Here is a 12572-nt window from a genome sequence, read left to right on the forward strand (position 1 = left end):
CCCCCGCATGCGGCACGCTCGGGCCATGATAAAATTAAGCGCCATCGTTCTAAGCCTTGGCCTTGCGGCCAACAGTCTTCTCGCCGATCCCGCCCGCTGGCAGGGGGAATGGCCTGAGACCGATTTTTCCAAAACAAGCATCACAGATTGGTCCGAGATCATCTCGGGCGGGCCGCCCAAGGATGGCATCCCGGCACTCGATGCACCGGGTTTCAAAGCCGCGCGCGCCGAAACCCGCATCGCCCCGCGCGAGCCAGTCATCACGGTCGCGATAGAGGGTGCCAAACCGCGCGCCTATCCGATCCGCTATCTGACATGGCATGAGATTGTTAACGATAGGGTCAATGGCCAGCCCATCGCCGTGACCTTTTGCCCGCTGTGCAACTCTGCGCTGGTCTTTGACCGCCGCGTCGCGGGGCAGGTGCTGCGCTTTGGCGTATCAGGGAAGCTGCGCCATTCCGACATGGTAATGTATGACCGCGAGACCCAAAGCTGGTGGCAACAGGCCGAAGGCCGCGCCATCGTGGGGGCGCTGACGGGCACCGAGCTAAAACACCTCCCAAGCTGGCTGGAAAGCTGGGCCGATTTCACCGCGCGATACCCCGACGGGCTGGTGATGGAGGAACCTTCCTACAACCGCGACTATGGCCGCAACCCTTACCGGAACTATGATTCTTCGGCCAAACCCTTCCTCTACGACGGCGCGCAGCCGCCGCACGGAATTGCACCGCTAGAGCGCGTGGTGCGTGTGGGAGACCGGGCGTGGCGGCTCAACCGCCTGGCCGAGGAAGGCGAGGTGCGTGAGGCCGGTGTGACGATCTCGTGGCGGGCAGGGCAGGCCTCGGCGTTGGACGCGGGGCAGATCGGCCAGGGGCGTGACGTGGGCAGCATCCGCGTGCGTGACAGCGCCGGCAGCGACGTGCCGCATGATGTGATGTTTGCCTTCGCCTTTGATGCCTTCTGGCCAAATGGCACTTGGATGCTGGCGCGTTAAGCCCGCGCCGCAAGCCCGAAATGAGAACGGGCGCCGCAGTTTCCTGCGACGCCCGTGAATGCTGTGAACCGACCGCGGGTCTTAGGACGCCGGGTTCGGCTTCTGCGCCGGAGCGGATTTTGCGCCGGGGTTCAGCGGATCGTCCTGACGCTGCACCGAACCTTCGAAATGCGCGCCGGATTCGATCGCGATGGTCTTGTGGATGATGTCACCCTCAACCCGTGCGGTCGATGTCAGACGTACCTTGAGGCCACGCACGCGGCCCACGATACGGCCATTGATCACCACGTCATCGGCAACCACTTCGCCTTTGATCGTCGCCGTTTCACCGATGGTCAACAGATGCGCGCGGATGTCGCCCTCAACAGTGCCTTCAACCTGAACATCGCCCGTCGTCTTCATGTTGCCGGTCACATGCAGGTCCGAAGACAGAACGGATGCGGGCGGTTTCGCCTTGGGGGCGCTGGCCTTGAACTCGCTCTGCTTGGAGGGCGCAGGGGCCGTCGAAGCGCTGGAAGGTGCCGGTTTGGACGCATCTGCATCCTGGGGCGCGGGATCGTTGATTTTGCTTTTAGAAAACATCGTTTGCAGCCTTGATATAGATCATGGGGTTAACAGCCTTGCCACCTACGCGGACTTCATAGTGGAGATGGACACCGGTGACCCGTCCTGATGCTCCCATATCACCAATATGCTGCCCGCGCGAGACTCTTTGACCAACTTTCACGCGCAGCTTGGACATGTGGGCATAACGGGTCTCAATCCCGAACTCGTGCTGGATCTTGACCAAACGGCCATAGCCCGAGGACCAGCCGGCGTGAATCACCACACCATCGGCGGTCGCATAAAGCGGCGTGCCCATGCCAGCGGCAAAGTCGACGCCCTTGTGCATCCGGCGGCCACCTGTCTTGGGGTCGCGGCGATAGCCGAACTGGCTGGTGAAGCGGAAAGCGTTTTTGACCGGGTTCGCAAAAGGCGCTTTTTCGGCGGCGATGCGGTAAAGGTTCAACCGGTCCATCTGGTTCAGCAGACGGTTTGCGCGCAGCGTATCGGGGCTAAGCTCTTCGCCGCGGGTGGTGAAGGACAGCGGCGTCATCGGGCCACCTTGGCCGGAATAGCCGCGGCGCACGGTGGCGAGGATACGGTCGGTCGGCATGCCCGCGCTGCGGAACATCTTATCGAGCGGGGCGACAGAGACGCTCATCGCTTCTTCAAGCTGGCGGAAGATCGCGTCGTTCTGATCGCGCATCAACGCGATCTCTTGCGCCATTTCATCGGCCTGCAGCAGCGCATCCTGCGCGTCGACCACAACTTTGTCGCGCTCTGCCGCGGTGCGTGCCAGAGCTTGGGCAAGGAAATCGACCGGCGCTTGATCGGCATCGGCGCGCAGGCTGCCCGCTTCACCGTTCTCAAGGCTGCCTTCCAATTCGGCCAGCTTCAGCCGGGCCTTTTGGCGGTCTTTCATCGTGTCGCGCAGAGTGGATTGGATCACGTCGATCCCGGTCTCCAACTCACGGCGGCGGGTCTCTGACGCCAGCAGTTCGGATTGCATGACGGAAATTTGTGTGAGCGCGGCGTTAAAGCGGTCTTGTGCGGCCAGTGCTTCTTCGGCCCGCAGATCACGCTGCGCGGAAAGCTCGTTCAGACGCGCCTGATAGGTGCGCTGATCGCGTTTGGCCTGCTCGCGAAAGTTGCCCGAGCCGATGCTGTCCATCAAAATGATCGCCGTGGCGATGATGGCCCAAGACACGAGGAAGGCCGACCCCGCCAGCCCGATAATCTGGGTGCCGGGGCGCAGGCGGATGAAACGTGTATCGCTGTCGGATTTCAAAAAGACGCGGCGTTCGGGAAAATAATGCTCAAGCAGAGCATGCGTCTTGATGGCAATCCGTGTGCGCACGTTGTCGTCCTTTGTCCCGTCCCGTCGGCGCGGAGGGCTCGCCCAGCCCGCGCCCAACGTCAATAGCCAGTGCCCGCGAATGGGGCAACCCTATTGACCCGCAGCGGCCCGCGCCTGCGCGGCAATCCCCCATTCGCCCCGGAAAAAGCGCTTTGCCATTGGCAAAAAACCGCCGATACCAAGCACTTGCTGTTTTATGGCCGGATCAGCTTGGGCCCCCGTCCGCCGTGAGAGGCCAGTAGAAATCGGGCGGGATTCCCGCCTCGGCGCGTTTTTCTTCGTTGAAAGGCGGCTTCAGATCGCCGTGAAAATACTTGCGCACGAGGGCGTGAAACCGGTCTTTCGGGTCTTCGTCATGGCGGCCACAAAGGAAGTGAAACCATTTGCTGCCATAGGCGACATGGGCGACTTCTTCGGCGTAAATAGTCTCAAGGGCTGCCACGGCACTGTCGGCCTTCGCATTGCGGAAAATCTTGATCATGCCCGGCGTCACGTCCAGTCCGCGCGCCTCCAGCACCATGGGCACCACGGCAAGGCGGCCCATCAGATCGTCCACCGTGTCTTCGGCTGCGCGCCACATGCCAGCATGGGCGGGCATGGCGCCGTAATGACTGCCCATTTCCTCAAGACAGTCGCACATTAGGTTGAAATGTTTGGATTCGTCATCCGCGGCTTTGACCCAGTCGTCAAAGAACCCCAAGGGCAGCGGCACATGCGAAAACCGCGCGATCACGTCCCAATGTAGGTCCACGGCGTTCAATTCGATATGCGCCACGGCATGCAACAGCGCCGCGCGCCCCTCAGGCGTGCCGGGACGGCGGCGAGGCACTTCGCGCGGGCTGAGCAATTCGGGCTGGGCGGGGCGGGCAGGGTGCAGCGGCGGATCGGCACGGCCCACCTCGGGGCGCGCTCCCTCGGCCCGGGCTGAGAGCCATTCCGCTGCGAATTTCCGCGACAGTGCGGTCTTTTCGCGCCCATCCGCTGTGCGCAGCACCGCCTCGGCCATTTCCGCCAGCGGCATCATGCGCCGCGCACCGCGTCCAGCACCGCATCGACATGGCCGGGCACTTTCACCTTGCGCCAGACCTGCGCGATCTGGCCTGTCGCGTCGATCAGATAGGTCGCGCGTTCGATGCCCATGGATTTCTTGCCGTACATGTTCTTCTCGACCCAGACCTCATAGGCTTCCGTCACCGCGCCATCGGTGTCTGACAACAGCGGCACGGTCAGCGCGTGTTTGGCGGCGAACTTATCGTGTTTGTCCATGCTGTCGCGCGAAATGCCAAAGACTTGCACACCGGCCTCGGCAAACTCCGACAGCCGCTCGGAAAAGCCGATCGATTCCTTGGTGCAGCCGGGCGTGTCATCGCGCGGGTAAAAGAACAGCACCACGGGGCCGCCTTGCTGCGCAGACAGCGTAATCTCGCCACCGCCAGTCACGGGAAGGGTGAAATCCGGGGCCGGTTGGCCGGGCTGGGGTCCGATCTGCGACATGGGGCGGTTCCTTTGGCTTGTGAAGGGTCGTTCAGGGCTGTCATACTGCATCTGATTTGACAACGTCAAAGCCGCCCCCGAAAGCCGCCCTATCCGAACCGGAGCCCGATGCGCGACCCATCCCCTTCCAGCCCCCCTGCGCCAGACGGCGAAGGGTCGTCCCGCCGCAGGCCGCGCCGCCGCGCGGGGATCGCATTGGTTGTGGTGTTGGTGCTATTGGCGGCGCTGGCGACGGGGGCGGCGGTCTATTTCACCGGGCGTCCGATCCCCGCGCCGCTTTGGGTGCAAGAGCGGATCGAGGCGCGGATCGCGACTGCGCTGCCGCAGGCGCGGGTGGATTTCGGCGCGATGGAATTCGTCGTCGACGAAGGCTGGCGGCCGCGCGTGCGGCTGCAAGATATCTTTGTCACCACCCCCGAAGGCGACGAGATCGTCAGTTTCAATGAGTTCAAGGCCAGCCTGTCGATGCGGTCACTGCTGCGCGGTGTGGCACAGCCGCGGGCGATTTCCCTTTCAGGCGTGGTGGCAAACCTGCGCCGGGGGGCGGATGGCCGGGTGAGCCTCTCTGCCGGGGCCGGGATCGCCCCGCCTGAGCGTGAGGCCGCGACCCTGCCGCAACTCATCGGTCAGATCGACGAGGTGCTGGCAGCACCCGCGCTCTCGGCCCTACGCTCGGTTGAGCTGCGCGCCCTGACCCTGCGGTTCGAGGATGCCCGCGCGGGCCGGGCTTGGACCGGCGATGGCGGGCGGCTGCGCCTGTCGCGCAGCGGCGATCAGCTTGACCTGTCGGCCGATCTTGCGGTGCTGAGCGGTGGGGCCGATGTGGCCACGCTCACCGCGAATTACAGCAGCCGCATCGGCCAGAATGCCGCGACCTTTGGTGTGACATTCGACGGGATCGATGCGCGCGACATCGCAGCACAGGGGCCTGCGTTTTCATGGCTAGAGGTGCTGCGCGCCAATATTTCGGGCGCGGTGCGCAGCGGGATCGACAGCGCGGGCCGCTTTGCGCCGATCAACGCATCGCTGCAAATCGGCAAAGGCGTGTTGCAGCCCAACTCACAGACCAAGCCGATCCCTTTTGATGGGGCGCAGAGCTACTTCAGCTATGACCCCGCGCGCCAGCTTTTGCGCTTTGACGAGATGTCACTCGACAGCCCTTGGGTGTCGGGCAACATCACCGGCACTTCGCAACTGGGCGATGTCACGGGGGGCATTCCGGGGCGGATGGTGGGGCAGTTTTCCTTACGCGATCTGCGCGCCAATCCGGCGGAAGTCTACCCCGAGACGGTGGCCTTGGATCAGGCGGATATCGACTTTGAACTCAGCCTCAACCCGTTTCGCCTGAAACTGGGCCGTTTGGAGATCAGCGATCAGGGCCGTAGCCTGCGCCTTGATGGGGCGCTTGTGGCCGAGCCTGAGGGCTGGAACCTGTCGCTAGATGGGCGCATGGACAGGCTGAGCCCGGAGCGTCTGCTGGCGCTCTGGCCCGAGGGGGTGAAACCCAAGACCCGCAAATGGCTGGACGAGAACCTTCATTCAGGCCGGATGCGCAACCTTGATCTGGCGCTGCGCATGGCACCGGGGCAGGTGCCGCAGACCTATGTGGCCTTCGACTACGCCGGGGCCGAGGTGCGGTTTTTGAAAACCCTGCCGCATATCACCGACGGCAGCGGCCATATGAGCCTGCTCGATAATCGTCTTGTCGTCACGGTGGACGCAGGCGAGGTGATCGCGCCGCAGGGCGGGGCGGTGACGCTGGATGGGTCGTCTTTCATCATCCCGGATGTGCGCGTGAAAGACGGCAGCCCTTCGGTGATCCGGCTCAATACCCGGTCAACCCTGACCGCCGCGCTGTCGCTGCTGAACCAGCCGCCGATGCGGGTGATGGACAAGGCCGGGCTGCCGGTGACGCTTGCGGATGGGGAGGCAGTGCTGAAGGGCACGCTGGCGCTGCCGTTGAAAAAGGGCGGCAAGCCCGAAGATGTGCGCTATCACTTCGCGGGGGATTTGCTGTCGCTTTCGACCGATACGCTGGTCAAGAACCGCAGCCTTCAGGCCAGCAAACTGGCCATCACCGCCAGCAATGATCGGATCACCATCGGCGGCGAAGGACGTATCGATGGCGTGGGTTTCGACGGGGAATGGTCGCAGGCGATTGCGCCCGGCTCTGACGAAAGCAGGCTGACTGCCCAAGTGGCGCTGACTCCTGCCGGGCTCGAAGCTTTTGGCGTCGCACTGCCCCCCGGCAGCCTTCGCGGGGAGAGCAGCGGACAGATTGCGGTGGACCTCAAGAAAGGCGCGGCACCGCGGTTTTCACTGCGAAGCGATTTGGCGGGCTTGGGCGTTTCCGTGCCTCAGCTATCGTGGTCCAAAGCACCGGCGACCAAAGGCGAATTGCGGCTGGCCGGACGGTTGGGCGAGACGCCGAACATCGACGCCTTTCAACTGAACGCGCCGGGGCTGCGGGTGGCAGGCTCCATCGACCTGAAACCCGGCGGCGCGTTGGACCGCGTGCGGATCGACCGGCTGCGGCGCGGCGACTGGCTTGATATCCCCGTGCAACTGATCGGGCGTGGCAAGGGCAATCCGGTGCAGGTGGTGCTGGGCGGCGGCACGCTGGACATGCGCCGGGCGGAGTTTGGCGGGGCCGGGGGGCAAGCCGGACCGCCGATGCGCGTGGCGCTGGACCGGTTGCAGATCACCGATACGATTTACCTCACGAACCTTGCAGGCACCTTTGACACGGCCAAGGGGATGGACGGATCCTTTACCGCGCGGCTCAACGGCGGCACGCCTGTGCAAGGGCGTGTCCTGCCCCAAGGCGGGCGCAGCGCGGTGCGCGTGGTCTCGGATGATGCGGGCGGGATACTGCGCTCGGCCGGGCTGGTGAAACAGGTCGTCGGGGGCAATCTGTCGCTTACCCTGCTGCCTGTCGGGTCAGGCGGGGCCTTTGATGGGCAGCTTGAGGTCAGCAATGTCGCCATTCAAGACGCGCCCGGGATCGCGGCGCTGGTGAATGCCATTTCGGTCGTGGGGTTGATCAACGAACTCAACGGCGATGGCATTTACTTTGACGATGTGGAGGCGAAGTTTCGCCTGACCCCGAACCGCCTGACCCTGACCGAGGCCAGCGCCGTGGGCGCGTCCTTGGGGCTGTCGATGGATGGGGTCTATGCGCTCGACAGTGGGTTGATCGACATGCAGGGCGTGATCTCTCCGGTCTACATGTTCAACGGGATCGGGTCGCTGTTCACCCGCAAGGGCGAGGGGCTGATCGGGTTCAACTACCGTCTGACCGGTGCCGCGAAAGAGCCGAGCGTCTCGGTCAATCCGCTCTCGGCGCTCACGCCCGGCATGTTCCGCGAGTTGTTCCGCCGCCCGCCCCCAACACCCCCGGCGGTGCAGGGCCAAGCGAATCCGGTTGCCCGGGTGCCAGAGGACCGCTAAGCGCCGGGCGACCTATGCTGCCAGACCAATAGGAACGCCGACCGATGAAGCTCTCCGATTTCGATTTCGACCTGCCCGAGGAATTGATTGCCACGCGCCCCGCCAATCCGCGCGGCTCCGCCCGGTTGCTGGTGGCCGCGGGGGATCAGTTGCATGACCGCCGCGTGACCGACCTGACAGACTGGCTGCGCCCCGGCGACCGTTTGGTGCTGAACGACACCCGCGTGATCCCGGCGCGGCTTTCTGGGCTGCGCCACCGTGCCTCGGCCCAAGGGGCGGTGCAGGCCAAAATCGAAGTCACGCTTTTAGAGCCACGCGGCGATGGCACGTGGTCGGCGTTGATCAAACCCCTGCGCAAGCTGAAAATCGGCGAAGAAGTCGTCTTTTCCGACGATCTGCGCGCCACGCTTGAGGCGGTGGAAGACGGGCAAGGGCATCTGCGGTTCAACTGCACAGGTGATGATTTCGATGCTGCGCTGAACGCGGCCGGGGCCATGCCGCTGCCGCCCTATATCGCCGCAAAGCGCGCGGCTGACGCGCAGGATATGACGGATTACCAAACCGTCTTTGCCCGCCACGCAGGCGCGGTCGCGGCCCCCACGGCCTCGCTGCATTTCGACGAAGCGCTGCTCGGGGCGCTGGCGGCTAAGGGGGTCACCTTTAGCCATGTCACCCTGCATGTCGGGGCGGGCACCTTCCTGCCGGTCAAGGTCGATGACATTTCCGAGCACAAAATGCACGCCGAATGGGGCCGGGTGAGCGCCGAGGCCGCCAAAGAGATCACCGCCACCCGTGCCGCCGGAGGGCGCGTGATCCCCGTGGGCACCACCGCGCTGCGCCTGATCGAAACAGCGGCGCGCGGCGGGCAGATCGCGGCGTGGGAAGGGGATACCGATATTTTCATCACGCCGGGGTTCGACTTCAATGTGACCGATGGGCTGATGACGAATTTTCACCTGCCCAAATCCACGCTGATGATGCTGGTCTCGGCCCTGATGGGCGTGCAGCAGGTAAAAGACATTTATGCCCATGCCATCGCCGAAAAATACCGTTTCTTTTCATACGGCGATTCCTCTCTTCTGCTGCCTGAGGCGCAAAAACCCGCTTGAATGTCGTTCTAGGGGGTGACTAGCCTGCGATTGCCGTCCATGGGAGGGCTTGGGCGAACAAGGAATTGACCGATGATTCAAGTGGTTTCAAGCGCATGGGCGCTATTGCTGGGCATGTGCCTGTTGATGGTCGGCAACGGCATGCAGGGCACTTTGCTGGGTATTCGCGGCGGCATCGAAGGGTTTTCGACCCTGCAAATGTCGATCGTCATGTCGGCTTACTTCGTCGGTTTTTTAGGCGGGTCGCGGATGGCGCCGGGGATGATCCGGCGTGTGGGCCACGTGCGGGTCTTTGCGGCGCTGGCCTCGCTGATCTCGGCGGTGATGATCCTCTACCCGACATTCCCCAATACCATCGTCTGGTCGCTGGGCCGGGTGCTGATCGGCTTTTGTTTCTCGGCTGTTTACGTGACCGCTGAAAGCTGGCTCAACAATGCCGCCACCAACGAGAACCGGGGGCAGGCGCTTTCGGCCTATATGATCGTGCAAACACTCGGCATCGTCATCGCCCAAGCGCTGTTGCTGACGGCTGACCCGTCGGGCTTTGTGCTCTTTGTCATTCCTTCGGTTTTGGTGAGCATCGCGGTCACGCCGATCCTGCTGTCGATCAGCCCCACACCGCCCTTCGGCACCACCAAACCGATGAGCTTGAGCACCCTGATGGAGACCTCTCCGCTCGGCTGTGTCGGCATGTTCCTTTTGGGCGGTGTTTTCTCGGCGCAGTTCGGGATGGCGGCGGTTTACGGTGCCGAGGCAGGGCTGAGCGTCGCGCAGATCTCACTTTTCGTGGCGGCCTTCTTTGTCGGTTCGGTGATCCTGCAATATCCCATCGGCTGGATTTCTGACCGGATGGACCGACGCAGCCTGATCGTCATCACCGCGCTGATCGGTGGCGCGGGCTCCATGGTCGGCATGATGCTGGGGCATATTTTCCCGATCTTGCTCGCCACGGCCTTTGTTGTGGGCGGCATGTCGAACCCGCTTTACTCGCTGATCATGGCCCATACCAACGATTTCCTCGAACAAGAGGATATGGCCGCGGCCTCGGGTGGGATGTTGTTTATCAACGGCTTAGGTGCCGTCCTCGGCCCGGTGATTACCGGTTGGATGATGGGCACGGCTCTGGGGCCGGGGGGCTTTTACCTCTTTACCGCCGTGCTCTTTGCCGCGCTGGCCGGCTATGCTTCCTACCGTAAGACGCAGCGTGCTGCGGTTCCGGTGGACGAAACGGGCAACTACGTGCCGATTTACCCCTCTGCCACCGCTGTGGCCGTGGAAATCGCGCAAGAGTATGCCATTGAATCGGAACAGGAAGCCGCCGAAGAAGCTGCCCAAGAAAACGCCGAAGCTGACAAAAACGCCCCTGATAGCGATAACGATGTCGCGGATGACATAAAACGTGACTAGGCTTTTGGGGTAAGACGTTCTTAACTTTAACGAAACGCCCAGATGACGGCAAAGGAGTGTGCGGGATGGCTGCCACAAATGCAGAACCCCAAGATGTACTGAATTTCTGGCTCAAGGACGTGGGTCCGGCGGGATGGTACAATAGTTCCGATGCGCTGGACGCCGAGATCCGCAGCCGTTTCGAGGGGCTCTGGAGTGAGGCAGAGGCGGGCAAGCTGAACCATTGGCTGACCAATCCTACCGACGCGCTGGCCTTTTTGATCGTGACCGATCAATTCCCGCGCAATATGTTCCGCGATACCGGCAAGGCATTTGCCAGCGATCGTATCGCGCTCGCGGCCGCGAAGCTGGGGATCGAGAAGGGCTGGGACATGCGCGTGGAAGCGCCCGAGCGGCAGTTTTTCTACCTGCCGCTGATGCATTCAGAGAACCTCTGCGATCAGGACCGTTGCGTGCGTTTGATGTGCGAACGGATGCCGGAAAGCAATGGCAGCAACCTGCTGCACGCCCGCGCGCACCGCGAAGTGATCCGTCAGTTTGGCCGCTTTCCCTACCGAAACGCGGCGCTGTCGCGCAGTTTCACCGCGCAGGAGACCTCTTATATCGACGAGGGCGGATATGGCCGGACCGTCAAACAGCTGCGTGAAAATCTGCAAGCGGCCTGAGCTTCGGCAGGGCAGGGTAAATTCGCGTGGTTGTGGCGATTGCAAATATGGTTTAGCGGTAAACTATATTTGCAAACCCTAACGCGAGGTCCTTGCCATGGCTGCCAAATCCTTTGATCTGATCGTGATCGGTGCGGGGCCGGGCGGCTATGTCGCCGCCATCCGTGGCGCACAGCTAGGCCTGAAGGTCGCGGTTGTTGAGCGAGAAAATCTGGGCGGCATCTGCCTCAACTGGGGCTGTATCCCCACCAAGGCGCTGCTGCGCTCTGCCGAAGTGTTTCACCTGATGCACCGCGCCAAGGACTTTGGTCTGGCAGCGGATAAGATCGACTATGATCTCGAAGCGGTGGTCAAACGCTCGCGTGGCGTCGCCAAGCAGATGGAAGGCGGGGTCAAACATCTGCTGAAGAAGAACAAGGTCGACGTCTTCATGGGCGAAGCCTCGATCCCGGCAAAGGGCAAGGTCTCTGTCAAAACTGACAAGGGCAGCGAAGAGTTGACGGCCAAGAATATCGTTCTGGCAACCGGCGCCCGCGCCCGCGAACTGCCGGGGCTCGAGGCGGATGGCAAGCGCGTCTGGACCTACCGCCACGCCTTGCAGCCCGTCCATGATCCCAAGAAGCTGCTGGTCATCGGCTCCGGCGCCATCGGGATCGAATTCGCCAGCTTCTACAACACACTCGGCGCTGACACGACCGTGGTCGAGGTGATGGACCGTGTTCTGCCAGTAGAAGATGAAGAAATCTCTAAATTCGCCAAGAAGGCGTTTGAGAAGCAGGGCATGACCATCATGCAAAAGGCCACGGTCAAGAAACTCGACCGTGCGGACGACAAGGTTACCGCCCATATCGAACGTGACGGCAAAGTCGAAAAGCTTGAGTTCGACACCGTGATCTCTGCGGTTGGCATTGTCGGCAATACCGAAGCTCTGGGCCTGGAAGAACTTGGCGTCAAAGTTGACCGGACCCATGTGGTGACGGACAAATATTGCCGCACTGGTGTCGACGGGCTCTATGCCATCGGCGACATCGCTGGTGCGCCGTGGCTTGCGCATAAAGCGAGCCATGAAGGGGTGATGGTGGCCGAACTCATCGCGGGCCAGAAACCACATCCCGTCAAACCCGAAAGCATCGCCGGTTGCACCTATTGCCACCCGCAGGTCGCCTCTGTCGGCCTGACCGAGGCGAAGGCCAAAGAGCAAGGCTATGACATCAAGGTTGGTCGCTTCCCCTTTATCGGCAATGGCAAGGCCGTGGCCTTGGGGGAGCCGGAAGGGCTGGTGAAAACCATCTTTGATGCCAAAACTGGCGAACTTCTGGGCGCGCATATGGTCGGGGCCGAGGTGACCGAGCTGATCCAAGGCTACGTCGTGGGCCGCCAGTTGGAGACCACCGAAGAAGACCTGATGAACACCGTCTTCCCGCATCCAACACTCAGCGAGATGATGCACGAATCCGTGCTCGACGCCTTTGACCGCGTGATCCACATGTAACGCGGGCGGGGCAGGGTGCATTGACCGCGCCTCGCCCCGCCGCAATTTGGCCAATCCGTCG

10 protein-coding genes are annotated in these 12572 nt (G+C 62.6%); 6 read left to right on the forward strand and 4 right to left on the reverse strand.

What is annotated here, in order from left to right; translation table 11 throughout:
• Window positions 1–25: 25 nt before the first annotated feature.
• Window positions 26–994 (forward strand): DUF3179 domain-containing protein, encoded by a 969-nt coding sequence (locus tag B5M07_RS07850; protein ID WP_120350889.1) that lies wholly within the window; start codon window positions 26–28, stop codon window positions 992–994.
• 81 nt (window positions 995–1075) lie between these two features.
• On the opposite strand, the gene B5M07_RS07855 is transcribed toward B5M07_RS07850, so the two are convergent.
• The 4 genes from B5M07_RS07855 to B5M07_RS07870 all read right to left on the reverse strand — a co-directional run bounded on the left by B5M07_RS07855 (window position 1076) and on the right by B5M07_RS07870 (window position 4388).
• Entirely contained in the window at window positions 1076–1576 is a 501-nt protein-coding gene (locus B5M07_RS07855) for a bactofilin family protein (protein WP_120350890.1), read from the reverse strand.
• Window positions 1566–2894, reverse strand: coding sequence for a M23 family metallopeptidase (locus B5M07_RS07860; protein ID WP_067623553.1), 1329 nt, complete (start codon window positions 2892–2894; stop codon window positions 1566–1568). Before B5M07_RS07860 ends, B5M07_RS07855 begins: the two co-directional genes overlap by 11 nt.
• A 205-nt stretch (window positions 2895–3099) precedes the next feature.
• Window positions 3100–3918 carry a ferritin-like domain-containing protein gene (locus tag B5M07_RS07865; RefSeq protein WP_120350891.1) on the reverse strand — a complete coding sequence of 273 codons (819 nt, stop codon included), beginning with the start codon at window positions 3916–3918 and terminating at the stop codon, window positions 3100–3102.
• On the reverse strand, window positions 3915–4388 hold the full coding sequence (locus tag B5M07_RS07870) for a peroxiredoxin (RefSeq protein ID WP_120350892.1): 474 nt from the start codon (window positions 4386–4388) through the stop codon (window positions 3915–3917). Before B5M07_RS07870 ends, B5M07_RS07865 begins: the two co-directional genes overlap by 4 nt.
• 108 nt (window positions 4389–4496) lie before the next feature.
• Between B5M07_RS07870 and B5M07_RS07875 the strand changes: the two genes are divergently transcribed.
• From B5M07_RS07875 to lpdA, 5 genes are all read left to right on the forward strand, one after another.
• Window positions 4497–7838 carry a YhdP family protein gene (locus B5M07_RS07875; protein ID WP_120350893.1) on the forward strand — a complete coding sequence of 1114 codons (3342 nt, stop codon included), beginning with the start codon at window positions 4497–4499 and terminating at the stop codon, window positions 7836–7838.
• Window positions 7839–7882: 44 nt separating this feature from the next.
• Window positions 7883–8947, forward strand: coding sequence for a tRNA preQ1(34) S-adenosylmethionine ribosyltransferase-isomerase QueA (queA, locus tag B5M07_RS07880; protein ID WP_120350894.1), 1065 nt, complete (start codon window positions 7883–7885; stop codon window positions 8945–8947).
• 72 nt (window positions 8948–9019) lie between these two features.
• Complete coding sequence (locus tag B5M07_RS07885; RefSeq protein WP_067938394.1) at window positions 9020–10354, forward strand: MFS transporter; 1335 nt, start codon at window positions 9020–9022, stop codon at window positions 10352–10354.
• Between the two features lie 65 nt (window positions 10355–10419).
• Window positions 10420–11019, forward strand: coding sequence for a DUF924 family protein (locus B5M07_RS07890; protein ID WP_067626556.1), 600 nt, complete (start codon window positions 10420–10422; stop codon window positions 11017–11019).
• 97 nt (window positions 11020–11116) lie between these two features.
• Window positions 11117–12511, forward strand: a complete 1395-nt coding sequence (gene lpdA, locus B5M07_RS07895; protein WP_120350895.1) for a dihydrolipoyl dehydrogenase — start codon at window positions 11117–11119, stop codon at window positions 12509–12511.
• The last annotated feature ends 61 nt before the right edge of the window (window positions 12512–12572 follow it).

It is taken from the genome of Sulfitobacter sp. D7, assembly GCF_003611275.1.
Classification (GTDB): Bacteria; Pseudomonadota; Alphaproteobacteria; order Rhodobacterales; family Rhodobacteraceae; genus Sulfitobacter; species Sulfitobacter profundi.